At 40.2% G+C, this 25,056-nt stretch carries 28 protein-coding genes; 20 read left to right on the top strand and 8 right to left on the bottom strand.

Going from position 1 to position 25,056, the window contains the following annotated elements; genetic code table 11:
- Position 1 precedes the first annotated feature (1 nt).
- On the bottom strand, positions 2-724 hold the full coding sequence (locus H5154_RS11825; RefSeq protein WP_145235056.1) for a 3-deoxy-D-manno-octulosonic acid kinase: 723 nt from the start codon (positions 722-724) through the stop codon (positions 2-4).
- Between the two features lie 128 nt (positions 725-852).
- On the opposite strand from H5154_RS11825, the gene H5154_RS11820 reads away from it, so the two are divergent.
- The 6 genes from H5154_RS11820 to glpG all read left to right on the top strand — a co-directional run bounded on the left by H5154_RS11820 (position 853) and on the right by glpG (position 6,095).
- Positions 853-1,911: a glycosyltransferase family 9 protein gene (locus H5154_RS11820; protein ID WP_182718392.1), complete on the top strand. Its 1,059-nt coding sequence runs from the start codon at positions 853-855 to the stop codon at positions 1,909-1,911.
- Positions 1,908-2,462: a D-glycero-beta-D-manno-heptose 1,7-bisphosphate 7-phosphatase gene (gene gmhB, locus H5154_RS11815; RefSeq protein ID WP_182718391.1), complete on the top strand. Its 555-nt coding sequence runs from the start codon at positions 1,908-1,910 to the stop codon at positions 2,460-2,462. The genes H5154_RS11820 and gmhB overlap by 4 nt, the downstream gene beginning before the upstream one ends.
- Positions 2,463-2,616: 154 nt before the next feature.
- Entirely contained in the window at positions 2,617-3,813 is a 1,197-nt protein-coding gene (locus H5154_RS11810; protein ID WP_145235063.1) for a glycine C-acetyltransferase, read from the top strand.
- Positions 3,814-3,867: 54 nt separating this feature from the next.
- Entirely contained in the window at positions 3,868-4,893 is a 1,026-nt protein-coding gene (tdh, locus tag H5154_RS11805; protein ID WP_182718390.1) for an L-threonine 3-dehydrogenase, read from the top strand.
- A gap of 66 nt (positions 4,894-4,959) precedes the next feature.
- Positions 4,960-5,277, top strand: coding sequence for a thiosulfate sulfurtransferase GlpE (gene glpE, locus H5154_RS11800; RefSeq protein WP_145235068.1), 318 nt, complete (start codon positions 4,960-4,962; stop codon positions 5,275-5,277).
- On the top strand, positions 5,274-6,095 hold the full coding sequence (gene glpG, locus H5154_RS11795; protein WP_182718400.1) for a rhomboid family intramembrane serine protease GlpG: 822 nt from the start codon (positions 5,274-5,276) through the stop codon (positions 6,093-6,095). The genes glpE and glpG overlap by 4 nt, the downstream gene beginning before the upstream one ends.
- A gap of 21 nt (positions 6,096-6,116) precedes the next feature.
- On the opposite strand, the gene H5154_RS11790 is transcribed toward glpG, so the two are convergent.
- Positions 6,117-6,524 (bottom strand): flagellar basal body-associated protein FliL, encoded by a 408-nt coding sequence (locus tag H5154_RS11790; RefSeq protein ID WP_145235070.1) that lies wholly within the window; start codon positions 6,522-6,524, stop codon positions 6,117-6,119.
- A 154-nt stretch (positions 6,525-6,678) separates the two neighbouring features.
- Between H5154_RS11790 and H5154_RS11785 the strand changes: the two genes are divergently transcribed.
- Both H5154_RS11785 and ubiA read left to right on the top strand, forming a co-directional pair.
- Complete coding sequence (locus H5154_RS11785; protein WP_182718389.1) at positions 6,679-7,224, top strand: chorismate lyase; 546 nt, start codon at positions 6,679-6,681, stop codon at positions 7,222-7,224.
- Positions 7,221-8,099: a 4-hydroxybenzoate octaprenyltransferase gene (gene ubiA, locus H5154_RS11780; protein WP_182718388.1), complete on the top strand. Its 879-nt coding sequence runs from the start codon at positions 7,221-7,223 to the stop codon at positions 8,097-8,099. Before H5154_RS11785 ends, ubiA begins: the two co-directional genes overlap by 4 nt.
- A 2-nt stretch (positions 8,100-8,101) precedes the next feature.
- On the opposite strand, the gene H5154_RS11775 is transcribed toward ubiA, so the two are convergent.
- From H5154_RS11775 to H5154_RS11760, 4 genes are all read right to left on the bottom strand, one after another.
- Positions 8,102-8,722 carry a 2OG-Fe(II) oxygenase gene (locus H5154_RS11775; RefSeq protein ID WP_182718387.1) on the bottom strand — a complete coding sequence of 207 codons (621 nt, stop codon included), beginning with the start codon at positions 8,720-8,722 and terminating at the stop codon, positions 8,102-8,104.
- A 118-nt stretch (positions 8,723-8,840) separates the two neighbouring features.
- A complete protein-coding gene (locus H5154_RS11770; protein ID WP_149981396.1) occupies positions 8,841-9,728 on the bottom strand; it encodes a LysR family transcriptional regulator in 888 nt (295 codons plus the stop codon).
- A 120-nt stretch (positions 9,729-9,848) separates the two neighbouring features.
- The gene (locus tag H5154_RS11765; RefSeq protein ID WP_182718386.1) at positions 9,849-11,372 is read right to left on the bottom strand and encodes a DUF3369 domain-containing protein; all 1,524 of its coding nucleotides are present in this window, start codon (positions 11,370-11,372) and stop codon (positions 9,849-9,851) included.
- Positions 11,373-11,422: 50 nt separating this feature from the next.
- Positions 11,423-11,830 (bottom strand): DUF2721 domain-containing protein, encoded by a 408-nt coding sequence (locus H5154_RS11760; protein WP_149981394.1) that lies wholly within the window; start codon positions 11,828-11,830, stop codon positions 11,423-11,425.
- 76 nt (positions 11,831-11,906) lie between these two features.
- On the opposite strand from H5154_RS11760, the gene H5154_RS11755 reads away from it, so the two are divergent.
- The 3 genes from H5154_RS11755 to tsaD all read left to right on the top strand — a co-directional run bounded on the left by H5154_RS11755 (position 11,907) and on the right by tsaD (position 13,933).
- Positions 11,907-12,263, top strand: coding sequence for a DUF2007 domain-containing protein (locus H5154_RS11755; RefSeq protein ID WP_182718385.1), 357 nt, complete (start codon positions 11,907-11,909; stop codon positions 12,261-12,263).
- Complete coding sequence (locus H5154_RS11750) at positions 12,256-12,846, top strand: YjaG family protein (protein ID WP_149981392.1); 591 nt, start codon at positions 12,256-12,258, stop codon at positions 12,844-12,846. Before H5154_RS11755 ends, H5154_RS11750 begins: the two co-directional genes overlap by 8 nt.
- A 73-nt stretch (positions 12,847-12,919) precedes the next feature.
- Complete coding sequence (gene tsaD / locus H5154_RS11745; protein WP_182718384.1) at positions 12,920-13,933, top strand: tRNA (adenosine(37)-N6)-threonylcarbamoyltransferase complex transferase subunit TsaD; 1,014 nt, start codon at positions 12,920-12,922, stop codon at positions 13,931-13,933.
- Between the two features lie 2 nt (positions 13,934-13,935).
- On the opposite strand, the gene plsY is transcribed toward tsaD, so the two are convergent.
- Entirely contained in the window at positions 13,936-14,550 is a 615-nt protein-coding gene (plsY, locus tag H5154_RS11740; RefSeq protein ID WP_145235091.1) for a glycerol-3-phosphate 1-O-acyltransferase PlsY, read from the bottom strand.
- A gap of 269 nt (positions 14,551-14,819) precedes the next feature.
- Between plsY and folB the strand changes: the two genes are divergently transcribed.
- The 8 genes from folB (at position 14,820) to H5154_RS11700 (ending at position 21,159) form a co-directional block, all read left to right on the top strand.
- Positions 14,820-15,176: a dihydroneopterin aldolase gene (folB, locus tag H5154_RS11735; RefSeq protein WP_145235093.1), complete on the top strand. Its 357-nt coding sequence runs from the start codon at positions 14,820-14,822 to the stop codon at positions 15,174-15,176.
- A gap of 1 nt (position 15,177) precedes the next feature.
- The gene (gene folK, locus H5154_RS11730) at positions 15,178-15,666 is read left to right on the top strand and encodes a 2-amino-4-hydroxy-6-hydroxymethyldihydropteridine diphosphokinase (RefSeq protein ID WP_149981390.1); all 489 of its coding nucleotides are present in this window, start codon (positions 15,178-15,180) and stop codon (positions 15,664-15,666) included.
- Positions 15,663-16,463, top strand: a complete 801-nt coding sequence (locus H5154_RS11725; protein ID WP_182718383.1) for an undecaprenyl-diphosphate phosphatase — start codon at positions 15,663-15,665, stop codon at positions 16,461-16,463. Before folK ends, H5154_RS11725 begins: the two co-directional genes overlap by 4 nt.
- Positions 16,464-16,790: 327 nt before the next feature.
- Entirely contained in the window at positions 16,791-18,146 is a 1,356-nt protein-coding gene (gene mpl, locus H5154_RS11720; protein WP_182718382.1) for a UDP-N-acetylmuramate:L-alanyl-gamma-D-glutamyl-meso-diaminopimelate ligase, read from the top strand.
- 12 nt (positions 18,147-18,158) lie between these two features.
- Entirely contained in the window at positions 18,159-18,782 is a 624-nt protein-coding gene (locus H5154_RS11715; RefSeq protein WP_182718381.1) for a flavin prenyltransferase UbiX, read from the top strand.
- On the top strand, positions 18,779-19,711 hold the full coding sequence (locus H5154_RS11710; protein ID WP_145235104.1) for an ABC transporter ATP-binding protein: 933 nt from the start codon (positions 18,779-18,781) through the stop codon (positions 19,709-19,711). Before H5154_RS11715 ends, H5154_RS11710 begins: the two co-directional genes overlap by 4 nt.
- Complete coding sequence (locus H5154_RS11705) at positions 19,712-20,479, top strand: ABC transporter permease (protein ID WP_145235106.1); 768 nt, start codon at positions 19,712-19,714, stop codon at positions 20,477-20,479. It abuts the gene before it with no gap.
- On the top strand, positions 20,479-21,159 hold the full coding sequence (locus H5154_RS11700; RefSeq protein WP_182718380.1) for a tRNA (guanosine(46)-N(7))-methyltransferase TrmB: 681 nt from the start codon (positions 20,479-20,481) through the stop codon (positions 21,157-21,159). Before H5154_RS11705 ends, H5154_RS11700 begins: the two co-directional genes overlap by 1 nt.
- Before the next feature lie 55 nt (positions 21,160-21,214).
- On the opposite strand, the gene H5154_RS11695 is transcribed toward H5154_RS11700, so the two are convergent.
- The gene (locus H5154_RS11695) at positions 21,215-23,098 is read right to left on the bottom strand and encodes a bifunctional diguanylate cyclase/phosphodiesterase (RefSeq protein WP_182718379.1); all 1,884 of its coding nucleotides are present in this window, start codon (positions 23,096-23,098) and stop codon (positions 21,215-21,217) included.
- A gap of 273 nt (positions 23,099-23,371) precedes the next feature.
- Between H5154_RS11695 and panP the strand changes: the two genes are divergently transcribed.
- Complete coding sequence (panP, locus tag H5154_RS11690) at positions 23,372-25,000, top strand: pyridoxal-dependent aspartate 1-decarboxylase PanP (RefSeq protein ID WP_149981384.1); 1,629 nt, start codon at positions 23,372-23,374, stop codon at positions 24,998-25,000.
- Positions 25,001-25,056 lie beyond the last annotated feature (56 nt).

The following is a 25,056-nucleotide window of genomic DNA, read 5'->3' as shown; positions in this document are numbered from 1 at the left end:
GCTATATTTTAAGAGTGGACTGGTATGCTGTGTGTAACTGCTGCCAGTCTGTAGTTTGCCAATGCATTACTTTATTTCGGCCTTGCTCTTTATGAAACGAACGAGCAAGGCGGGTCATATTAGCTTGTTGCCAATTACTGGCGGGGAGTTTTAGTTCACCGCGGTCAAAGTCAATAATGTATATCTCGCCCGTTTCATCAAATAGAATGTTGTTAATATTCAAATCAGCGTGATACACCCCATGATTATGAAAATCCGCAATCGTGTGTGCTACTTTAATTAACTCTTGTGCGCTAAAGGGACGTTGTTTTAATATATCAAGCACACTTTGTGCGCCTGCAACAGCTTGAGTAATTATATCGCCACGGTAAATTAAGCCAGCTTGCGATATTTTAGCTGCAATCGGCTTTGGTACATTTAGACCTAATTCGCACAGTTTCATCATTAATGAAAACTCTTGGTAAACACGGGTTTTTTCCAGTCCAAAAAACACATATTGATCACTTAGCACTTTACCCACTAAACCGCCACGCCAATAATGCCTGAGCACTGCTGTTAGCCCGTTATGGCAGAAAAACCATGCAGTTGCGCGACCTTTTTTGGCGCCGACAATTTTTCCTTGCTGCTGCCAATATTCATTATCAAACCAATTTAAGCTAATTTCGGCACTATGCTCAGGATGGCTTAAAATAATGTGTTCATTGATGGTTTGCTGGTTAAACATGGCGTACTTATTTTATTGCAGGTGATAGTGCTATCTTAACCTGTTTTAAAGCCGAGCATAAGTGCTTGCAATAGTGGGTGGTTAATTTAAGATCATGGTAATTATCCAGCATAAAGCAAAGGACACCTGTGACTGACTCAACCACCTATTCAGATATTTGTATTTTAAGACTCTCAGCAATTGGTGATGTTTGCCATGGCGTATCTGCAGTGCAGGCAATTCAAAAAGCGCACCCCAATGCAAAAGTTACCTGGGTGGTCGGCAAAATTGAAGCCATGTTACTAGCTGATTTACCCGGTGTTGAGCTGGTGGTGTTTGATAAAAAACAAGGCAAAGCAGCCTATCAGCAATTAAAACAACAATTTAAAGGGCGTAAGTTTGATGTGTTGCTGCATATGCAAGTGGCACTTCGAGCTAACTTAGTGGCGCGTTGTATTCCTGCAAAAGTTAAAATTGGTTTTGATTGGGCGCGCTCAAAAGAATTGCATAGCTTGTTTATTAACCAGCGCATTGCACCACAGCAGCAGGCTCATGTGTTAGAAGGCTTTAAAGGCTTTGCGCAGGCGATAGGTGTACCTGATTATCAACCAAACTGGCAAATGCCAGTCAGCGAACATGATCAAAGTAATGCTGATGAATTACTTGGTACGGAGCGATTAGAGGGGCGAATTTTTGTGATTTCTCCAGCTGCCAGTAAAAAAGAACGCAATTGGCTGGCTGAACGCTATGCTAAGCTTGCAGAACATGCCTACAAGCAAGGGTTTCATGTGGTGATCACGGGTGGCCCGACAGAGCTTGAAGTGACGCTCAGTGATGACATTATTGCAGCCACTACAACGCCAATCCTTAATTTAGTGGGTAAAACCAAACTCAAAGAGTTGCTTTGCGTACTTAAACGAGCTGCATTGGTATTAGCACCTGATACAGGCCCTGCTCATATGGCCGTCACCGTAGGCACTCCCGTTATTGGTTTATATGCCCACTCAAACCCGAAACGCACTGGACCCTATTTATATCAAAATTACGTGGTTGAGGTGTATCACCAAAACTTACTCAAGCAAACTGGTAAAACCGCTGAGCGATTACCTTGGGGTACGCGGGTTAAAGGCAGTGATCTAATGAGCCAAATAAGTGTTGATGAAGTAGCTTTGATGTTTGACCTTGTGGTTGAGAAAGAGCAATTATGAGCAATATCAATAAAGCCTTATTTTTAGACCGTGATGGCGTGGTTAATATCGATCATGGTTATGTTTATGAGTCGGATAAATTTGAATTTGTGCCAGGCGTATTTACTGCATGTAAGGCGTTTGCGGATGCAGGCTATAAACTGATCATAGTGACTAATCAATCTGGTATTGGCCGTGGTTACTATTCAGAGGCGGATTTTCACGCTTTAACACAGTGGATGATAGCCCAATTTGCTGCGCATCAAGTAAAGGTGACGGATGTTTACTTTTGCCCACACCACCCGAAAAAAGCATTACCCGAATACCTCAAACAGTGTGATTGTCGTAAACCAGCTCCGGGCATGTTACTGCAAGGTATCGCTGATCATCATATCAATCCAGCTTGCAGCATTATGGTTGGAGACAAACTAAGCGACATGCAAGCGGCAAGTAAAGCGGTTATTGGCACTCGGGTGCTTGTACGATCCGGGCAGGAGTTTGATGCGGTAGCCATCGACTCGGCAGATCATGTTTGTGATTCGTTAGCAGACTTACCCTCAATATTGCTATAGCCCAATGTAAACTGGCAGCATAAGTTGTCAGTTCCTTATTTCTGCGATGAACTACAAACAGTGCATTTGTTTGACTAAACTTTTACAATAGCCACAAAGATGAGCCGTGTTAACTTAAGTACGCTCACCCCGTTCAATAATTTGGAGATTACAGATGAGAGCATCTGCGTTTTTTACTCAGCTTCAGCAGCAAATTGAAGATGTAAAAGCCGAAGGCTTATATAAAAATGAGCGTATTATTACTTCGCAGCAGCAAGCACAAATTCAAGTTGCTTCTGGTGATAAAGTTATTAACTTCTGTGCAAATAATTACTTAGGTTTAGCGAATAGCCCTGAGCTGATCCAGGCTGCACAAAACGGCTTAAATGACCATGGCTTTGGTGTTGCGTCAGTACGCTTTATTTGTGGTACACAAGACATTCATAAAACATTAGAGAAGAAGATCAGTGAATTTTTAGAAACTGAAGACACGATTTTATATTCATCATGTTTTGATGCCAATACCGGTTTATTTGAAACAATTTTAGGCGCTGATGATGCGATTATCTCTGATTCGTTAAATCATGCTTCTATCATTGATGGCGTTCGTTTATGTAAAGCAAAGCGCTTCCGTTATGCAAATAATGATATGGCAGATCTTGAAAAGCAATTGATTGCTGCCGATGAAGCGGGTGCAAAAACAAAATTAATCGCCACCGATGGTGTGTTCTCAATGGATGGGGTTATTTGTAATCTTGAAGCGGTCTGTGACCTTGCTGATAAATACAATGCACTTGTTATGGTTGATGACTCTCATGCCGTTGGCTTTGTCGGTGAAAACGGCAAAGGCACACCTGAGTACTGCAACGTGCTAGACCGTGTTGATATTATTACCGGCACTTTAGGTAAGGCGCTTGGCGGTGCATCGGGTGGTTATACATCAGGTAAAAAAGAAATAGTTGAATGGTTACGCCAGCGCTCTCGCCCATATTTATTCTCAAACTCATTAGCGCCTTCAATCGTTACAGCATCAATCAAAGTATTAGAAATGCTCGAAAATGGCAGTGAATTGCGTGCTAAGTTATGGTCAAACGCTAAATACTTCCGTGAGCAAATGGAAGCGGCTGGATTTACCTGTGCGGGTAAAGATCACGCGATTATTCCAGTAATGTTAGGTGATGCTAAAGTTGCGTCGGCAATGGCTGATAAGTTATTAGCAGAAGGTATTTACGTCACTGGTTTTTCATTCCCAGTGGTGCCAAAAGGCCAAGCGCGTATTCGTACACAAATTTCTGCTGCGCACAGCATTGAGCAATTAGATACCGCAATTGACGCCTTTACCCGTATTGGTAAAGAAATGGGCATTATCTAATTAATTTATTTTAAACCGTTGCCTTCGCAGCGGTTTTTTTATTGAGTGTGATTCATGAAAGCATTATCTAAATTAAAAGCAGAACCAGGTATTTGGATGACGGATGCGCCAAAACCTGAAGTTGGGCATAACGATTTATTAATCAAAATTCGTAAAACCGCTATTTGTGGTACTGACGTACATATTTATAAGTGGGATGAGTGGGCGCAAAACACTATTCCTACGCCTATGGTAGTAGGTCATGAATATGTCGGTGAAGTGGTTGATATGGGTCAAGAAGTTCGCGGTTTTAGTGTTGGTGACCGAGTATCGGGCGAAGGGCATATTACCTGTGGCCATTGTCGTAACTGTCGCGCTGGGCGTGTTCATTTATGCCGTAACACCACTGGTGTCGGTGTTAACCGCGAGGGGGCTTTTGCCGAGTATTTAGTGATCCCAGCGTTTAATGCATTTAAAATTCCAGACAATATCAGTGATGAGTTAGCTTCTATTTTTGACCCATTCGGTAATGCAGTACACACAGCACTGTCATTCGACTTAGTGGGTGAAGATGTATTGATCACAGGTGCAGGCCCAATTGGTATTATGGCTGCTGCAGTTGCAAAACATGTTGGCGCACGTCATGTAGTGATCACCGATGTCAATGAATACCGATTAGACCTTGCGCGTAAAATGGGCGCAACGCGTGCAGTTAATGTGGCTAATGAAAAGCTTGAAGATATTATTAAAGAGCTTGGTATGACAGAAGGCTTTGATATTGGTCTAGAAATGTCAGGCGTACCGGTTGCATTTAATAGCATGTTAAATAACATGAATCACGGTGGTAAAATTGCCATGCTAGGTATTCCACCATCTGATATGGCGGTTGATTGGAACCAAGTGATTTTTAAAGGCTTAGTGATCAAAGGGATTTATGGCCGTGAAATGTTTGAGACTTGGTACAAAATGGCCAGTCTTATTCAGTCAGGGCTCGATCTAAACCCAATCATCACTCATCAATATTCAATAGATGACTTCCAAGCTGGCTTTGATATGATGATTTCAGGCCAATCGGGGAAAGTAATTCTTAACTGGGATTAATTATCCACTTGTTAAGAGAATTAAAGGCGGCATTTGTCGCCTTTTTTGTAATTATAAGAGAGTACTATGGCATTTAAGCATATTTCAATTACCGAAACTCAAGCACTACTTAATAAAGATGATGTCGTGATTGCTGATATTCGCGATCCTAATTCGTATCAAGCAGGGCATATTCCGGGTTCAGAGCATTTATCAAATGCCAATATTGGCGAATTTATGATGAACAAAGAGTTTGATCAGCCAATTATTATTGTTTGTTATCATGGTATGAGCTCACAAGGCGCAGCCAGCTACTTAGCTGAGCAAGGCTTTGAAGATGTATACAGTATGGATGGTGGTTTTACCCAGTGGGAAACCCAATTGCCGGAGCAAGTGGAACGATGATCGAACTGGGTAGTATAAATAATCCACGTGCAGCACAAGGCTTTATTGATTATATAAAAAGCCAAGGCTTACAGGGCGAGCTTCGATCGCAAGATGGAAAAACGGTAATTATTTGTGTTGCCCCAGAGCATTTCCATCAAGCTCAGCCATTATGGCAAGCGTTTGTAGAAAACCCCAATCATGCCCGTTATCAAGAGGCATCTTGGCAAGTAGGAAGTACGCAGTCAGCGTTGAGCTATCAAGGCCAAGAATTAAATTTAAAAGCACGCTTTAAAGCATTGAGCTGGTTAAACCAAACGGTCACTTTATTATGTGTAGGTATTTACATTGCCTTCTTACTCGGTGGCTTTGAGTCAATTTATAGCGTATTACAGTTTAAACCCGATCAACCATTAACTTGGCTTACACCTGCAATTGTGCATTTTACTGCTGTGCACTTAGTGTTTAATATTATGTGGTGGATCATGCTAGGCGATGGTATTGAAAAGCTCAGTGGTAAAAGTACTTTAGTAGGTCTTTTTTTAGTGACCGCGCTATTTAGTAATTGGGCTGAGTTTATTATGGTTGGCCCTAACTTTGGCGGCTTAAGTGGCGTTGTTTATGGTTTACTTGGGTTTTGTTGGATCCATCGGGCATTGAACCCGCAACAGCCGGCTTTAGTAACTAATGGTATTATTGGTTTTATGCTGATTTGGCTGGTATTAGGCTTTGCTGACATGTTGTTTGTAAGTATGGCTAACTGGGCGCACTTAGGTGGGCTATTAAGCGGTATGGCTTACGCCTTTACCGCTCAATTGTTTACTAAAAAAACAGCCTAAGATACTCTGTTATATAAGTACTTAGTGATATAAATATTTAGTAAATAATACTTCGCGAATGATCTCTTGCCCTGTTTCTTGTTTTAACAGGGTTTTGAGTTTTTCGGCACAACGCTTTCTGATCTCTTCACGGCCGGTGAGTGATTTAATTTTTTCTTCAGGCTCTTTTGATAAAATTTCTACCAATGCATCTCTAAGTAACGGGGTGTGATGCTCAACAATAGCAATGTTTGACATATCACTGAGCATTAAATCTACAGTAATACGCACATAACCTAACTTTTTATTACTCTGACCAATATAGTTGGTAATGATATCGGGTTCGAAACCAAAGTAGCCCACAGTTGATTCAGCTTTGCTTGCAAAGCTGCTAAACAAGCTAATAAAGAAAGTGCTAATTAATATGCCAGCGTAAAGCGTTTTTTTCATATTCAGTAGAGAGCCCTGTAATTAATTGTTATTAGTCTATACGTAATAATGGCTAAGATACAGGCTGATGCAGCTATTATATTCATTAATCATCACTTTTTCCCCGACGCGGGCAGTGGTATCATTTAAAGGGTTATTATTAAATAGAGTTATCGTGATCACATTTCCTATTTCTGTAACTGCGGATTGGCAGTTAGGTACATCAATCAATTCTTTGTCTTGTAACGAGCAAGACTGGCTACTTGAACCCAACTCACTGACGGCTAAATTAAAAACACAGTGTGGTGAATTCTCTGTAAAAGTGCTTAGTGAGAAAGAGTTTGAACTGAGTATTTCACAACAACAATTACTAGATTGTTCAAAGCGTATTGGTATTAATCGTGAAGTTTTGCTGCTTTGTGATGGCATCCCTATGGTATACGCACAAAGCTGGCTGCCTGCCACCGATGATATGCAACAACAGCAATTATTGGCACTGGGTAATCGGCCTTTAGGTGATGTTATTTTTCAACATCCGGACTTAAAACGTACCGAAATTGAAATAGCACGTTTTGATTGTCAGCACCCAGTACAGCAGCTTGTTAGCCAATACTCTGCAGCTACAAAACCCTTGTGGGGGCGACGCAGTATTTTTTCGTTGGCGCAAAGCCGTTTTTTAGTAGCTGAAATATTTTTACCAGAGGCTTATCTATATTTATGAAATTTGCTGCCTTACACATTGCTCATATACCGTATTATAAGCAGTTAATGCGCACCGATAAGCCTATCGGTACTTTATTGCTGTTATGGCCTACATATTGGGCATTGTGGCTTGCAAGTGATGGTATGCCAAGCCTACTTAATTTTGTGGTATTTAGCTTTGGTGTATTTGTTATGCGCAGCGCAGGTTGTGTTATTAATGATTACGCAGATCGTAAAATTGATGGCGCGGTAAAACGCACAGCACAAAGACCCTTAGCTTCTGGCTTGGTGAGTAGTGGCGAAGCATTAAGCTTATTTTTGTTGCTTATCATAATTGCTTTCATACTGGTGTTGTTACTCAGTTGGCAAACCATATTATTGTCAGTCGGGGCATTGCTATTGGCATTTAGCTACCCATTTATGAAACGTTACACTAATTTACCGCAAATAGTGCTAGGTGCAGCTTTTGGTTGGGCTATTCCGATGGCTTTTATGGCTGCAACAGATAATATCCCACTGCTTGGCTGGTTGTTATTTATCGCTAATATTGCGTGGACTACGGCATACGATACTATGTATGCCATGGTAGACAGAGATGATGATTTGAAAATTGGCGTAAAGTCTACAGCGATATTGTTTGGTAGTGCCGATCGAATCATTATTTTTGCGCTAAATGGTGTATTTATAGGTTTGTTGGCTTTAATTGGTTATACGAGTCAATTAGCAATGCCGTATTGGCTTGGTCTATGTGTGGCATGTGGCTTTTTGGTTTACCAACAATTTCTAATTCATAGTCGTAATAGAGAGCATTGTTTTAAAGCTTTTTTAAATAATCATTATGTCGGTATGGTCGTTTTTATTGGCTTAGTGGCGTCCTTGCCATTTAATCTATAGTGTTAGCGAGGTGGATCAATAACGCCACTGATTGAAGTGTTTTTCCTAAACCAACCCGCAACTGAATAGCGATTATCAATTGTCGGCAGTACTTCATGCATAAAGCGTTCGCTTTCAAACATCACGAACGTGCCAGCTTTGGGCTGAATAGTGATTTCAACGTCTTTACTTTTAGGTTTGTAAATCACTAACTCACCACCAGATTGCACTGTATTTAAGTAAAATACAGTAGTAAATACACGGTTCGAACGCCCTTTAAATGCGTCGTAATGCTTTTTATAAAAGTCGCCATGCTGGTATTTCGCATAGTGACACTCATAATCAAATAAACCCATAAAGAAATAACGATTCAAGTTTACTCTAATATCTTCTAGCGCATTTTGATAATCAATTTGAGCTTGGCTACTACCATCAAACCAAAAGGTCTTGTCGGTGCGTATGCTCTTGTCTATTTGTAAATCCTGCTGACGGCCAATACCTGCTGATTTGAAATTGGGGTTGATACGATAACAATCTTCTATCAACGCGTTAGTCAGTGTTTCAGCAAACATATTTTCGATCACGGCGTAGCCATGAGTTTCTATGTCAGTTAAATAACGTCCAGGGATCAGGTTAAGGCTCATTAATTGTACTATATAGCAGGGAAGGCGCGTAGTTTAGCTTAAAATGATGCAAAGGTACTACTGAAGATTTAGAAACCAAGCCTGAGTTCTGCTTTAGGCTTGGTTTTCATGCTGTTACTTAAGAATTAATTGATAACGCTGTCTTTTCTATTAATGACAGGAGCTGGTTTATTGGGTCGTCAGCAGTAACTTGCTGGCTGGTTTGTACAATCAATTGCTCATGAGCTAAGTTCTTATTGGTTTTTAACTGGAGCAGATTATTATTCTCTGCGACCGAACTTGCATGTTCAATACTGCTAATTGCAACATGGTTTGATTTACACAACCCGTCCATTACTTGCTCAATACTGCCAACTTTTATACTGCTGGTCTTGTTTAAGCTATCGACAGCCTCATTCAACATAGTTTGAATTTGTTTTGATTGTGAAAAACAACTATACATAGGGTAATCATTTAAATCTTGTTTGCAAAGATTGTTCTTATTCGCAAGAGGATGGCTTTTTGCAACGAATAAAATAAGTTGATCAGGTAAGTGTATGTCATTGCCAATACTATTAACTGCTTGCGAACAAACGCTAATATCAATTTCACCTAATTGCAGTTTACGAACCAACTCACTTTGTTCTTGTAGTTGCATTTCGATTTTTACATGAGGGTATTGTGCTAAAAATTGGCCACATGAAATAGGCACTATGGCACTAGCATTATTGGTATAGCCAATCACCAGCTTTTCACTTGCACAGCCATTAACGGATTTAAATAAACGCTTTTTAGTTTCTTCGAGCTTGCTTAGAGTGTCTTGTGCGTACTCTAAAAAAAGCTCACCTTCAGTTGTTAGCTTCACGGAGCGAGTCGAGCGTTTGACTAATTCATAGCCAACTTCATCTTCTAAAGTCTGAATACTGCGCGTCAATGCTGAGGTACTAATTTTTGTTGTTTCGGCCGCTTGGCGAAAATGTCGTAGCTGGCCTAAAGCTACAAATTGCTCTAATTGTTCAAATCTCACTTTTATAGTCCTTTGTATAAGTAAGCCGCACTACTGGCGAACATAATTGATATTATTTTAATAGATAGTAATCCATTGTACCCAATTTGAAAAGCGCATTTCACACAATTGTTACAACTATCAGTTAGGGTAACGCTCTTTTATCTCCAAAAAAAGTGTTAAATTGTTAATAAATATGTCCACAAGTTTTGGATCAAACTGTTTGCCACTCTGTTTCTTGAGCAAATCGAGTACTTCTTCAAGAGGCCAAGCTTTTTTATAGCAACGATCACTGCCAAGGGCATCAAAAACATCCGCTAGAGCTGTAATACGACCAACAATGTGAATATCTTTACCTGCAAGTTGATTAGGATAGCCTGAGCCGTCCCATTTCTCATGATGTGTATGAGCAATGATTGAACCACATTTTAATATTTCGTTATTCGAATTCTTTAGAATATCATAACCAACTTCGGCGTGAGTTTGCATAATGGCCCACTCTTGATCATCCAGCTTACCGGGTTTATTGAGAATATGATCTGGAATACTTATTTTTCCAATATCGTGTAAGGGTGAGGCGAGTTTTATCACTTCACACTCAAAGTTATTTAAGCCATATAACTTACCTAACAGTTCACTATAGTGCGCAACTCTTTTAACATGTGAACCGGTTTCTTTTGAACGTTTTTCAACGGCTTCACCGAGAATGTACGATAGCTCTTTTTGCGAATCCTTCATCATTTCGCGTAATTTCAGGTTATCGTAAGCCAGAGCAATATTGTTGGCAAAAAACTCCAAAAGTTGATAATCGGTGGTTCCTAATAACGAGCCTTTATGTACATACAGCATTGTTTCGAGGCCTGCCTGAGTTGGAAAATAGCCAATGTAGTCATGCATGGTTTTTTGGGATGATTTGCGATTGTGTGCCTCAACAAATAATTGCTTTACATCTTCGGGGATCATATTGGCATTAGGTTCAGGCTCAACACCAGAGGCTGCCAGTAGCTTAAAATCAGTGGCAGGAGATGTTTGTTGGTTAACAGCTGCGGCACAATAAATTTCAGTGTCATCTAAGCCCATAACATTGGTTACATGGGATAAAATTGTTGATGCAAATTCATGGACACTATCACATTTTAAAAATGAGCTAGAAGCGTTGATTATTTTTTCAAGGCCTTTTCTATGACGCTCAATAATTTGAATATCACGATGTGAACGCAGAGCTGAATACAATAATGTTTTCATTTTTATTGCCGTCAGCTCGGTTTTATTTTTGTAATCGTTAATATCGTATTCACGGATCACCGCTTCTTCAGGGGCTTCGCCAGGTTGACCCGTTCGAAGAATAAGGCGGATGTCGTGGTTATTGATATCATCACGGATAAATTTTATTAAGTCTAAACCTGCATGGCTAGTTTCCATTACCACGTCGATTAAACCAACCGAAAAATCGAGATTTTGTTGCAATAATTCTTTTGCGGCTTTCGCTGAATAGGCATGATGTAAACACAAAGCTTTATCTTCAAAGGTAAAGCCAGATAGTACAAGTTTAGTGACTTGGTGAATATCATCCTCATCATCGACCACAAGGATATTCCAGAACGCTTGTGGTGACTGAGCTTCTGACTCTTCAATGACATTTTCTGAAAATAAAAAGTCGTTCACGTTTACACCTTTAGTTTAATCATCCTGCTAAAGAGTATAGTGCTTGTTTTTTAGTCTGCCTTGTTGCTCAGTGGTTTTTTTTCAATGTTTTTAAGCTCAATTTCAATCGCATCACATGAAATATGTATTTCATATAAAGAGGTTAGCAACGATAGCGCAAGGCTGGCTAAGCTAATACCAAATAAAATTACGCCAGTGGTTTTAAACTCAATAAATAATGCAAACATTGAGAATGTACACATTAAAAAAGAAGCAACGCCATAGACTTGCATAGTTCGAATGAGTCTAATACGTTTCCTTAGGTTAGTAATTTGTGCAACGACTAATGGTCGAATAGTGTCACCTTCACGGGCATTAAGTTCACGAATTAATTGTGCTAGCACTAAAAAACGATTGGTATATGCTAATAACAATAAAGAAATTGCAGGGAACAGCAGTCCAGGTGTCGTGAGGGTCATGATTATTTCCTATATAACAATTACTTCGCTTAGAGTAGCTTAGGGTAATTTAATCGCAAAGTAAAAGAGGTTGTCATTGCAAAATAAAATAAATAACAACAATACAGAGCAACCCCCATTTCAATGGTTAACAATCTATTGCGCTGCAAATGCGGTAGAGGCAAACATTGTCAAAGGGTTATTACTTAACAGCAATATTGAGTGTCAGTTACTCGGTGAGTCCTTACAAGGAGCCGTTGGCGAAATACCTTTAGATCAAACCCAAGTGAGAGTGCAGGTTTTTGTGATTAAAGAGCGCCAGGCGCGGCAAATATTGGTAAACTACACTCAAGTACAACAATCCGCTCCTGATTGGGTATGCCCCAACTGTAACGAGCATAATGGGCCAACATTTGAAATTTGTTGGTCTTGCAGGACACCAAATAATGACTAAAGCGAATAATTTTCAGCGTATAAGAGAGCTTAACTATTTGCAACAAGCGGTACTGGCAGCAGCATTAATTGAACGTATGCTACCTAATTATGGTTTATTTAGTGAAGCAACAGGATTTGGTGACGAAGCTATTTTGCGTAGTGCACTTAATTTGTGTTGGGAAAAAATCTTACTGCCGAAAAGTAAAATAAGCCTTGAAAAGCAAATTGAGAAAATAGAGCCTAATGTTCCAGAACTCACTGATTTTGATATGTTCGGTACTTATCCAGCGATAGATGCCGCCACTGCCTTATTAGGTTTAATGCATGGTTTAATTGCCAAAGATGAGCAAGAATTTATCAGCATTAGTAAAATCTCTCAGGCGACTGTTGCGCGTTTTATTGAATATCAATTAACGGTTGAAGGTGAACTGGCTGATAATACAGCAGTACGTGAACATCCGTTAATGCAATACGAAATTGAAGTGTTAGGCGAGTTAATTGATTTTGTTGAGCAGATGGGCAGAGTAACAGCTGAAAATGTGAAAGCGTTAAAGCAACACGCTATCGCTGATGGACAAACAAACATTGGTATTACACTTTAAGTAACCAGAAACTCTGGTTAATAGATTTATTTTAAGAATTTAAAAGTGCCAAAGGGCATGGGAGAAAACTGCAGTGCGAATTTTAGGCATTGAATCGTCGTGTGATGAAACGGGAATTGCAATCTATGATGATGAACAAGGTTTACTTGCTCATCAACTCTATAGCCAAGTAAAAGTGCATGCAGATTATGGCGGTGTAGTGCCTGAACTTGCATCTCGAGATCATGTTCGTAAAACCTTGCCATTAATCGATGCTGCTTTTGCACAGGCCGGTTGCGGATCTGAAGATATCGATGGTATTGCTTACACTGCAGGCCCAGGACTGGTGGGAGCATTATTAGTGGGTACTTCAATTGGACGCTCACTTGCCTATGGTTGGAATATTCCAGCAGTGGCGGTGCATCATATGGAGGGCCATCTACTGGCGCCCATGCTTGAAGAAAACGTGCCTGAATTTCCGTTTATTGCTTTACTCGTATCAGGTGGACACACCATGATGGTTAAAGTCGCTGGGATTGGTCAATATGAAGTATTGGGTGAATCGGTAGATGATGCCGCAGGTGAAGCATTTGATAAAACAGCTAAGTTACTTGGTTTAGATTACCCAGGTGGGCCACGGTTAGCTAAACTTGCTGAGCAAGGTGTTTCTAAGCGCTTTATTTTCCCACGACCAATGACAGATAAACCGGGCCTTGACTTTAGTTTTAGCGGCTTGAAAACGGCGGCTGCAATTACTATTCGTAATAATGACGATGATCAGCAAACCAAAGCAGATATCGCTCATGCGTTTCAAACCGCAGTTATTGATACATTAGTTATTAAATGTAAGCGTGCTTTAAAGCAAACGGGTATAAATCGCTTAGTAATTGCCGGTGGTGTAAGCGCCAATATAAAGCTACGTGCGCAACTAGAGCGGGTAATGCAAGGCATGAAAGGACAGGTTTATTATCCGCGCACAGAGTTTTGTACTGATAATGGTGCCATGATCGCCTATGCGGGTATGCAGCGCTTAAAGGCTGGGCAGTTTGCCAGCCTTGATATGAAAACGAGACCACGTTGGCCGATAGATAGTTTAGAGGCTATTTAAATTTAAGTATTGTTATCATCTTTAGTTGGTGGCGTTTTTTTGTCACCAATTTTAGGTTCTTTGCCACTAAATAAACGTTTAATATTGGCGTGGTGGCGAAAGATAATCAAAATAGTTAAAAATGTTACTGGTAAGGTATAAAGCGGTTTGATCCACCAAGTGTATAATGGCGCTAAAGAAACGGCGACTAATGCCCCAAGTGACGAATAGCGTGTAATAGCAACAACAGCCACCCAGGTTGAAATTAATAACCCGCCTAACAACAAGCCAATGGGTAGCAATGTTCCAAACGCAGTTGCAACTGCTTTACCGCCTTTAAAGTGAAAGAATACCGGAAACATATGTCCTAAACATGCAGCAACCCCTATCAATCCCAGCATTAGTGGTTCAAGTTGTAAAAAATAAGCGCCCCAGACAGGAATAGTCCCTTTGAGAATATCAAACACTAAGACTAAGCAGGCTGGAACAGCGCCACCAAGACGATAAACATTAGTTGCGCCTGGGTTGTTTGAGCCATTGCTGCGAGGATCGGGTAGTTTAAACAGCCGAGACACTAGAATGGCTGATGAAATCGACCCGAGTAAATAGGCTAAAACTAACATTAAAACGGCTATCACGCGCTTCCTTATTTTTTAATCGCAGTTTTTCGGCTATCATTGGCCGCAAAAATTGCATTCATACTTTTCGTGGTTCAAATAGCAGATACATAATGTATCTATACGCTTATATCATATGGGTAATTTTTACATGATGTACCTATAGGCTATTGTATGGGTAATTTTTACATAATAAAACACAGTTAAAGTGTATAAAGGCTATAAATGCAAATTATAGCCGATGTAGACTCAAGTCAATGAGTTTTAAGTTTTTGCCAGTTGGAGCAGTTATGGATAAGGTTTTTATATCGCAACTACATGTTGACACTATCATAGGCGTGTACGATTTTGAAAAAGAAACTAAACAGAGTTTGTATTTTGATATCGAGATGCTGTGTGATATTAAACCCGCAGCAAAAACCGATGACATTGCCTTAGCACTTGATTACGCAAAGGTAAGTGAGAGAGTAATCGCGCACACGACAGCAAAGCCTGTTGAGTTATTGGAGACCTTAGTAGAGCAACTAGCGGCTATCATTTTAACCGAGTTTGCTACAACACAAGTTACCATTCGAGTTAGTAAACCCGCAGCCGTCGCGCAAGCACGCACTGTAGGTGTTGAAATTACCCGACTCAAGGCACGTTAAGATGGCGCAAATTTATATTAGCCTTGGCTCTAATGTTGATAAAGAACATTATATCCGCCAAGCGTTAATTGCCCTAAAAGCACACCTTATAGAATTCGAGCATTCCAGTGTCTTTGAAAGCGAAGCAGTTGGCTTTGCAGGTAATAACTTTTACAACTCAGTCATTGGTGCACAAACACAGATACCGCTTCCCCAGTTATGTCAGTTACTCAAACAGATTGAACGAGAGAATGGTCGTACAAATAATGATAAAAAATTTAGTCCGCGTACACTCGATCTAGATTTACTGTTTTACGATGATGTAGTGTGTGATTCTCCTGCACAGTTACCCCGTGATGAAATCACCAAGAATGCCTTTGTTCTTCAGCCTTTGGCAGAAATAGCTCCCGATTTTTATCATCCTACAGCAAAGCAAACAATCGCTCAGTTGTGGGATACTTACAACAACCCCAAGCAAAAACTATGGAAGGTGGAGTTTACTAACCCATGAGTATTATCGAAATTATTGTTTTAGCCCTGATCCAGGGATTAACTGAGTTTTTACCTATTTCAAGCTCAGCTCACCTCATTCTCCCTTCACAAATTCTTGGCTGGCAAGATCAAGGCCTTGCCTTTGATGTTGCTGTGCATGTAGGCACGCTGATTGCCGTTATAATTTACTTCAGAAAAGAAGTTGTCGAAATACTTACTGCATGGTTTAAATCATTTGGTGCACAAGGTGCAACAGATGACAGTAAGCTTGGCTGGTGGATTATTTTAGGCACTATACCAGCCGCTGTACTGGGTTTAATTTTTAAAGACTTAATCGAGCTCTATTTACGCAGTGCGTGGGTAATTGCAATCACCACTATTTTGTTTGGTTTATTACTTTGGTATGCCGACGTAAAAGGTAAGCAAACTAAAACAATTTATCAATTAACTTGGAAATCAGCACTGATGATCGGTATGGCGCAAGCGATGGCGATGATCCCAGGTACATCACGCTCGGGTATTACTATGACCGCCGGTTTAATGCTGGGGATGAATAAACAAAGCGCTGCGCGTTTTTCATTTTTACTCGCAATTCCAGTGATCTCAATGATGGGCTTGTATTACACCATTGAGCTGGCATTAGGGGATCATATAGTTGATTGGACAACATTAATTTTAGGTGCCGGTTTATCGTTTCTCTCTGCGTATGCGTGTATTTTCCTGTTCTTAAAAATAATCGAACGTATGGGGATGATGCCATTTGTTATCTATCGATTATTATTGGGTGTGGGTTTAATTGTCTTTTTGATGATGTAACGCTAGGTTTATAAAAGATAAACAAAAACGTCTTAACTCAATGAGCTAAGGCGTTTTTTATAAGCCAAATGCACCTTAAATTAGAAAGTGTATTTTGCACCCATCGATAAGCGACCTTTCCAGCGAGGCTCTGTAATTACATCTACATTTGAGCGGTTAAGCATAAGTAAGGGAATTATTTAACTTATATACTTATTCGTTGTTATTTAGCACAAGTGTTGTGTTAGATGGCAATGGTAACTGAACGCTATTTTTGGCATTATGGCACCTCATCTATTATCTATTTTTTAGCGCTGCGTAAGCTATGTGTGGCGGCAAAGGAATAATATGCATATTCATATTTTAGGCATTTGCGGCACCTTTATGGGTGGTATTGCAGCGATAGCTAAGTCGCTAGGCCATACAGTCACGGGCTCGGATCTAAACGTATATCCGCCAATGAGCATGCAACTTGAAGAGCTTGGTATTAAATTAACCCAAGGCTATGATGTCTCTCAGTTAGAACCTGCACCAGATATGGTGATTATTGGCAATGCAATGAGTCGTGGTAACCCATGTGTTGAATATGTATTGGACAAGGGCTTAGCGTATACTTCCGGCCCTGAATGGTTAAAGCATAATTTATTACAAAACTCCTGGGTACTGGCGGTTGCTGGAACTCATGGTAAAACCACCACTGCAAGTATGCTGGCATGGATTTTAGAATTTGCGGGTTTAAAGCCAGGATTCTTGATCGGTGGTATCGTGCAAAATTTTGGTTTGTCGGCACGGGTTGGCGAAACGCCATTTTTTGTTATTGAAGCTGATGAATACGACACTGCGTTTTTTGATAAACGCAGTAAGTTTGTTCATTACTTACCGCGCACATTGATTTTAAACAATCTTGAGTTTGATCATGCTGATATTTTTGAAGATTTAAACGCTATTAAAAAGCAATTTCATCATTTGATGCGTACACTACCAAGTAGCGGCAAAGTTATTTGGCCACAACAAGACTGTGCTCTGCAAGATGTGATTAACCAAGGTTGTTGGAGCGAAAGTGAAACACTGGGCGCTGATTGGGGATATGAGCTGATTAATGCCGATGGCAGTGAATTTGCAGTGTTACTCAATGATGAATACCAAGGCTCAGTAAAATGGCAAGCGTTTGGTGAGCACAATGTTAAAAATGCTATTATGGCGATTGCTGCCGCGCGCCATGTCGGGATTGCAATTGAACATAGCATTGCAGGGTTAGGGGAATTTATTAGTCCTAAACGCAGGATGGAGCTAAAAGCCGATATTGCCAATATTAAAGTGTATGACGACTTTGCTCATCACCCAACAGCTATCAATACAACGCTTGCTGGGTTGCGTGCAAAAGTAGGCAATGAAAAAATTATTGCGATATTAGAGCCGCGCTCAAACACTATGAAAATGGGCGTGCATCAACATACGTTATTGGCGTCATTAGCTGATGCTGATGATGTGTATTTATTCGAGCCAGATAATTTAACCTGGTCGTTAAGTGAGCAAGCCAAACAGGCTGGTATGTTATGCTTGAATAATACCGATGAGATCGTTGAACAAGTAGTCTCCCAAGCGCAACCGCAGCAACATATTTTAATCATGAGTAATGGTGGCTTTAATGGCCTCCACGACACATTGATAACAGCTTTGCAGCATAAATTTATCCAGCAATAAACCGGAGCGACAGTGCAATATAAAGAAACCATAACGCTGGCCTTTAGTGGTGCGTCAGGCGCGCCATATGGCTTACGATTACTTGAAGTATTGCTCGCGCAGCAGTTTCGCGTGTATGTATTGATCTCAAGCGCGGCGCGTGTAGTGCTAGATACAGAATCAAACATTAAATTATCAGCCAATGAAGATAAAGCCACAGAACAATTAAGTAGCTTATTTAAATCACAGCCAGGGCAGTTACAAGTATTTGGTAAAGATAACTGGTTTAGCCCTGTGGCGTCTGGCTCTGCAGCGCCGAAAAAAATGGTCGTGTGCCCGTGTAGTGCAGGCTCGGTCTCTGCAATAGCGATGGGGGCCTCTGATAATTTATTAGAGCGCGCCGCTGATGTCGTGATTAAAGAGCGTGGTCAGTTAATTTTAGTGCCACGAGAAACGCCATTTAGTGAAATCCATCTAGAAAACATGCTAAAGCTCGCAAAGCTCGGGGTAACAATTATGCCAGCTGCACCGGGGTTTTATCATCAACCGCAAACCATTAACGACTTAGTTGATTTTATGGTTGCACGTATTTTAGATCATTTAAATATTGCACACACACTAACTAAACGTTGGGGTTATGGGGAGGGTAAATCATGAGTAAAGCATTGGCTTTGAATATTGAAGGCCTTACCAAAGTATATAAAAATGGTGTTGAAGCCGTTAAAGGCGTTGATCTAAAAGTATATGAAGGTGATTTTTTTGCCTTGTTAGGCCCAAATGGCGCGGGTAAGTCAACTACCATTGGGGTGATCTCATCATTGGTTAATAAAACCAAAGGCTTAGTAGAGGTGTTTGGTCACAACATAGATTCAGATTTAGAAGCCGCTAAATCACAACTAGGCTTAGTGCCACAAGAGTTTAACTTTAGCCAGTTTGAAACGTTGACGCAAATACTGGTAAATCAAGCGGGTTATTACGGAGTTCCCCGTAAGGTGGCGCATCAACGAGCGGATAAATATTTAGCGCAATTAGGCTTACTTGAAAAGAAAGACAAACAAGCACGAACACTATCAGGTGGCATGAAACGTCGTTTAATGATTGCTCGCGCGTTAATGCATGAACCAAAACTGCTAATTTTAGATGAGCCAACCGCCGGTGTAGATATTGAATTACGCCGTTCGATGTGGGATTTTTTAAGACAAATTAATGAGCAGGGGGTGACGATTATTCTCACCACCCATTACTTAGAAGAAGCCGAACTGCTGTGTAAAAATATCGCGATTATTGATTCCGGCATTATCGTTGAAAACACCACCATTAAAGCACTGCTTGCCAAACTAGATAAAGAAACCTTTATTCTTGATTTAAAACAGCCTGTCCAGCCGGTTACCGTTACGCTTGATGGTTATAAGTTTACTATGGCTGATGATCATACTATTGAGGTTGAAGTAGCCAAATCACAGGGCTTGAATGCAGTATTTACAGCATTAACCGAGCAGGGCAATACCGTGCTTAGCATGCGTAATAAAGCTAACCGATTAGAAGAGTTGTTTGTAGGTTTACTAGAGCAAGGGCGGGGCAAGTAGATGTTTAAATATGGCGTAGCCTTAAAGAGTTTATGGTTTAAAGAGTGCATTCGATTTTTGCGTATCTGGGTACAAACACTCGTACCACCGGCAATCACTATGAGTTTGTACTTTGTGATTTTCGGTAATCTTATAGGCTCTCGTATTGGTGATATGGGGGGCTTTAGTTATATGGAGTTTATTGTGCCGGGTCTTATCATGATGTCGGTGATCACTAATTCGTATTCTAATGTGGCATCAAGCTTTTATTCAACCAAGTTTCAAAAAAGTATTGAAGAGCTGTTAGTTGCACCCGTGCCTAATTATATCATTGTGCTTGGCTATATGGGCGGTGGTATGACCCGTGGCATGCTGGTGGGATTAATTGTTACGTGTGTGTCGTTATTATTTGTGGATATTCAAATCCATAATATTTTTGTGATCATCGCGACAGTAATTTTAACTTCTGCGGTATTTGCTTTAGGCGGTTTGATCAATGCTATTTATGCTAATAGCTTTGACGATATCAGTATAATTCCGACCTTTATTTTAACGCCATTGACCTATCTAGGTGGTGTGTTTTACTCAATCACTTTATTGCCAGAGTTTTGGCAAGGCGTATCGCAGGTTAATCCAATTATTTATATGGTTAATGCCTTTAGGTATGGTTTCTTAGGCGTGTCGGATGTTGATTTAACGGTCGCATTTGGCGTGTTGTTATTATTTATTACAGCCTTATTTATATTAGCTTTAACGTTAATTAAAAAAGGTGTGGGGTTAAGACACTAATGAGTGATGCAAATTCACGAAGTATTGTATCGAATCAACAAGGCTTACATGAAAAGCTGGATGATATAGTTAATAAGCATTTAGCTGCCCAGTTTAAAAAACCCATTGCAGCTCATACGCAAACGGCGTTTGATCAAGTAAATGAAAAAGTGCAGGCTTTTAATGGGCCCATTATTTTAGATTCGTGTTGTGGGGTAGGTGAAAGCACCGCTAATTTAGCGAAACGACATCCTGATGCGTTAGTTATAGGTATTGATAAGTCATCGCATCGTTTAGATAAGCATGACATTGAATATAAACAAACCGATTCAGGTCAGTACATTTTAGTGCAAGCCGATTTAAATGACTTTTGGCGACTCGCAGTGGCGGCTAATTGGCAACCCACACATCATTATTTGCTGTATCCAAATCCGTGGCCAAAAGCGAAGCATATTCAACGTCGCTGGCATGGCGCTGCTATTTTTCCATTTATCGTTAAATTAGGTGGGCTGTTAGAAGTTCGCAGCAATTGGGATATTTATGTGAAAGAGTTTGCTCAAGCACTCAAACTCACCGGACATGACTGCACAGTAGAGCTTTATCAAAATGATTTGGCAGTTACGCCATTTGAACGTAAATATTGGGCAAGTGGTCAACAAAGTCACCGTTTAGTAATTAATTTAGATCCTGGCTCGAAATAAAAATTAAGTATTTTATAACTTAATGTTTTCGTAAATCTCTTAACCTGAGTTTAGGTTAAGAGATTGGATACGGTTGGTTTTTATTTGCAGTAATATGTGGCACAGGCTCGGCAAAGTAATAGCCTTGCATTAGTGTCACATTAGCTTTTTTAAGCGCGTTGGCGATAGGCTTACTCTCTACATGCTCAGCAATTAGCTGTAAGTTGAGTTGCTTAGCAAAGCTGGCAATATGCTCAATATATAAATAAATATCTTTATCGTTGATAATTTGCTTGATCAAACTACCATCAAGCTTAATGCCATCTACTTCTAATTTTAGTACATTAGATATATTCGAATAACCTGTACCAAAATCATCAATTATTACCCGTACACCACGATTTTTAACCATGGTTATAAATGCTTTTACCTCAGAAAAATTTGCGATAGCTTCGGTTTCCAATAGTTCTAGGGTGATATTACTCGGTAGTGGATAGCGTTTAAATTCGTTTTCTAAAAATTCAGCAAGGCTTGGGTCAAGCATATCTTGGGCTGTGATATTGATGCTCCAGCACGTACTGGTTTTTCTAAATCGTGCAAAGCATTGTGTGAGCATTGTGCGGGTGAGCATTCCATCCATGCGAGAGCGATTAACGACATCTAAGAATGATTCTGGTTTTAGGACTTCCCCGTGACAGGTGATCATGCGAGCCAAACATTCATACTGAATAATGGCATTCGTTTCATTATCATAAATTGCCTGAAAATAAGGCACAATTCTATTGTTCTCAAATGCTTCACGCACTTCTTTTGCCATTGCTACATTGTACTGATATTGGTTTTTTACATCATGGAGTGCGCTTGAGTAATTAATCACAGTGCGGCGACCTTGTTTAGCTTGTAATGCGGCAATATGAGCATTTTCAAGTAACATTGATTTATTGCCACTGGCGATGCCTGCGCACAAGGTGATGTATATAAAAGGGTCGGTAAGTAATGGGGTACTGCAATTATAAGCTTGGATCACCTCGAGAAAACCTGCATTATCTTTACCAAAAGGAGCGATGAGGACTATTTTGTTGGTCGTTAGACGAAACATCTGGCTACCCGCAGGGCGGCGCTTTTTGAAGTGTTGCAACAAGTTTTTCATAACGCGGTCGCCTACTTCTGTACCATAAAAACTGCTTATATCTTCAACTTCATTTACCCAAATAACAGCAAGTTGCAGATGATGATTAGGGGAGTTTTTAATATAATATTCAAGTGCAATATGATTGGCAAAGCCACTACTGGTATCGGTTGAAATCGCACGTTTCAATAAATACACATAAATACCGGCAACCAACAGAGCAATAAAAAAGAAAAACATAGCCATGCCCGCAGCTTTAGATACACTTTGCGCTAATCGCTGATTGAGATCGTATATGGTGATATCGGCCCCAGTTAAATAGGTGACTCCATTGGCATCGACAAAAGGGACAAAAATTGTTTTAAAATGCCCCCATTGATCTTTTGAAATTTCAAACACTGGCTCTGTTGAATAAAACGCGCCAATATTAGCGGCAGTTGCTTCAGGGTATAGATCGAGTAATTGGGTGATTTTACCGGTATTTTGATCGTTCTGAGTGTAACTCGATGCACTAAAATGTACATTACCGTCTTTTAAAACCATGGCATATACATAAGCGATATTTAACGCATTAGCAAACTCTGAAAGTTGCCGGCTTTTTTGTTGGTATTCGGTTGATGATATATATTGGCCTGCATTGATTTTTTGATGGTATTCATCACCAAGCATATGCTTAACGCTTAATGCCGCATTGAGTAATCGAGTATCAACGCTGTGCATAATATCGTTACGAGTGCTGTTGTAGGTGTAATAGATATAGCTCAATAAACTGATAAAAAACAGCATGAAACCCGCGATTATCCAATTTGTCCGTAAATTTGTATTTATCATGCTCTTCCTTGATTTATTAGCCCTTCTATTATACAAAAAAAGGCTGTATCGCCTATAAAAATATAGTTAGTTATTTGAATGATAAATATTAATCAAATTATCATTAATTTGTCATGCAATTGGCTACTTTTGTGGCTTTATACGAGACATTTCAACTCTATTACAGTAGAGTTAACGCATTTCGTGGAATCATTGTAGTTTTGGCGTTATTAGTAATGGAGTTCCTAGAGATGGATCTTCAGCTAAACAAAGCTACATTTACTGGGTATAAAGATGGATCAAAAGCGTTGTGCCGTCGCCTCTAAAGAAACTCTGATGCGTATATTTACTGTGCCTGAAGCACCAGACTCAACTTTGAGTAAAATCGAACTTGAGATCTCAAGCAATTTAGCAGGTTTTTTGAATGAGAACATAGCGGCAATTGAAAAGCCATTGCATGAGATTGAAAAAGATTTTCAATCGGCAGCAATCCCAGAAGATCCGACTTTTGTATCTGCTTATGCGCAAGATATTATGGAGCAACTTGTCGCTCATTCAGTGCATACCGCTGCGCCAAGCTTTATTGGGCACATGACGTCAGCATTACCGCATTTTGTATTGCCACTTTCTAAGTTGATGGTTGGTCTTAATCAAAACTTAGTAAAAATAGAAACCTCCAAAGCATTTACTCCACTTGAGCGCCAAGTGCTTGGTATGATGCATCATTTGGCATACGGGCAAGATGACAGTTTTTATAGCAAATGGATGCACAGTGCGAAAACGTCGCTAGGTGCGTTTTGTTCGGGTGGCACAATCGCCAATATTACCGCATTGTGGATTGCTCGTAATCGCTTACTGAAAGCGGACGGCGAATTTAAAGGGATTGGTTCACAAGGTTTGATCAGTGCCATGTTGCATTATGGATATAAAGGCCTTGCAGTACTTATTTCTGAACGTGGCCATTACTCGCTAGGAAAATCAGCTGATTTACTTGGCATTGGTCGTGATAACTTTATTGCCATTAAAACTGCAGATAACAATAAGGTTGATGTTGATGCAATGCGCGCCAAAGCCCATGAGCTAGCAGCGCAAGGTATAAAAGTGATGGCGATTGTTGGGGTAGCCGGCACGACTGAAACTGGCAATATTGATCCTCTTGATGCTATGGCTGATTTAAGCGCTGAACTCAACTGCCATTTTCATGTCGATGCAGCATGGGGAGGAGCTACGCTGCTTTCTAATACATATCGCTCGTTACTGAAAGGCATTGAGCGAGCAGATTCAATTACCGTCGATGCTCATAAACAAATGTATGTGCCAATGGGCGCTGGGTTAGTGCTATTTAAAGATCCTACAGCTACGGATGCTATAGAACATCATGCAGAATACATCTTACGTAAAGGATCAAAAGATTTAGGTAGTCATACGCTTGAAGGTAGTCGTCCTGGTATGGCGATGTTAGTGCATGCTTGCTTACGCGTTATTGGCCGTAAAGGCTACGAAATCTTAATAGATAAAGGGATTGAAAAAGCCCGCTACTTTGCTGATTTAGTGAAAGCAGATGATGACTTTGAGCTGATCTCAGAACCTGAGTTATGTTTACTGACATACCGTTATGTGCCAAAACAGATAAAACAAAAAATAGCTCAAGCAGATGAACAAACGCGTTTGGATATCTTTGCCTCGTTAAATCGTTTTACTGCCAGTATGCAAAAACGTCAACGTGAAGCCGGTCGTTCCTTTGTATCCCGTACCCGTTTAACTCCCGCGCAGTATGATCATCAACCTACAGTGGTATTCAGAGTCGTACTTGCAAATCCGCTGACATCAGAGAGTATTTTAAAAGATATACTTGCTGAGCAAAAAGAGCTGGCTAAAACAGATCCTGTATTTAAGAAATACCTTAGTAAATACATGGACTGAGCAGTAACAGTTGCGTTATTCCCAGATTGCGTGGGGATAACGCAAGCAGCACTTTC

The organism is Pseudoalteromonas sp. SR44-5 (assembly GCF_014163675.1).
GTDB classification, from domain to species: Bacteria; Pseudomonadota; Gammaproteobacteria; order Enterobacterales; family Alteromonadaceae; genus Pseudoalteromonas; species Pseudoalteromonas rhizosphaerae.
Note: the sequence above shows the minus strand (reverse complement) of the source record. Positions and strands in the feature narration are given on the sequence as shown.

What these genes read in the sequence shown, in the direction of transcription:
- H5154_RS11825 (WP_145235056.1), bottom strand. Translation starts at nt 724, where the DNA reads ATGTTTAACCAGCAAACCATCAATGAACACATTATTTTAAGCCATCCT.
- gmhB (WP_182718391.1), top strand. Translation starts at nt 1,908, where the DNA reads ATGAGCAATATCAATAAAGCCTTATTTTTAGACCGTGATGGCGTGGTT.
- H5154_RS11810 (WP_145235063.1), top strand. Translation starts at nt 2,617, where the DNA reads ATGAGAGCATCTGCGTTTTTTACTCAGCTTCAGCAGCAAATTGAAGAT.
- tdh (WP_182718390.1), top strand. Translation starts at nt 3,868, where the DNA reads ATGAAAGCATTATCTAAATTAAAAGCAGAACCAGGTATTTGGATGACG.
- glpE (WP_145235068.1), top strand. Translation starts at nt 4,960, where the DNA reads ATGGCATTTAAGCATATTTCAATTACCGAAACTCAAGCACTACTTAAT.
- glpG (WP_182718400.1), top strand. Translation starts at nt 5,274, where the DNA reads ATGATCGAACTGGGTAGTATAAATAATCCACGTGCAGCACAAGGCTTT.
- H5154_RS11790 (WP_145235070.1), bottom strand. Translation starts at nt 6,524, where the DNA reads ATGAAAAAAACGCTTTACGCTGGCATATTAATTAGCACTTTCTTTATT.
- ubiA (WP_182718388.1), top strand. Translation starts at nt 7,221, where the DNA reads ATGAAATTTGCTGCCTTACACATTGCTCATATACCGTATTATAAGCAG.
- H5154_RS11775 (WP_182718387.1), bottom strand. Translation starts at nt 8,722, where the DNA reads ATGAGCCTTAACCTGATCCCTGGACGTTATTTAACTGACATAGAAACT.
- H5154_RS11760 (WP_149981394.1), bottom strand. Translation starts at nt 11,830, where the DNA reads ATGACCCTCACGACACCTGGACTGCTGTTCCCTGCAATTTCTTTATTG.
- H5154_RS11750 (WP_149981392.1), top strand. Translation starts at nt 12,256, where the DNA reads ATGACTAAAGCGAATAATTTTCAGCGTATAAGAGAGCTTAACTATTTG.
- folB (WP_145235093.1), top strand. Translation starts at nt 14,820, where the DNA reads ATGGATAAGGTTTTTATATCGCAACTACATGTTGACACTATCATAGGC.
- folK (WP_149981390.1), top strand. Translation starts at nt 15,178, where the DNA reads ATGGCGCAAATTTATATTAGCCTTGGCTCTAATGTTGATAAAGAACAT.
- H5154_RS11725 (WP_182718383.1), top strand. Translation starts at nt 15,663, where the DNA reads ATGAGTATTATCGAAATTATTGTTTTAGCCCTGATCCAGGGATTAACT.
- mpl (WP_182718382.1), top strand. Translation starts at nt 16,791, where the DNA reads ATGCATATTCATATTTTAGGCATTTGCGGCACCTTTATGGGTGGTATT.
- H5154_RS11710 (WP_145235104.1), top strand. Translation starts at nt 18,779, where the DNA reads ATGAGTAAAGCATTGGCTTTGAATATTGAAGGCCTTACCAAAGTATAT.
- H5154_RS11705 (WP_145235106.1), top strand. Translation starts at nt 19,712, where the DNA reads ATGTTTAAATATGGCGTAGCCTTAAAGAGTTTATGGTTTAAAGAGTGC.
- H5154_RS11700 (WP_182718380.1), top strand. Translation starts at nt 20,479, where the DNA reads ATGAGTGATGCAAATTCACGAAGTATTGTATCGAATCAACAAGGCTTA.
- H5154_RS11695 (WP_182718379.1), bottom strand. Translation starts at nt 23,098, where the DNA reads ATGATAAATACAAATTTACGGACAAATTGGATAATCGCGGGTTTCATG.
- panP (WP_149981384.1), top strand. Translation starts at nt 23,372, where the DNA reads ATGGATCAAAAGCGTTGTGCCGTCGCCTCTAAAGAAACTCTGATGCGT.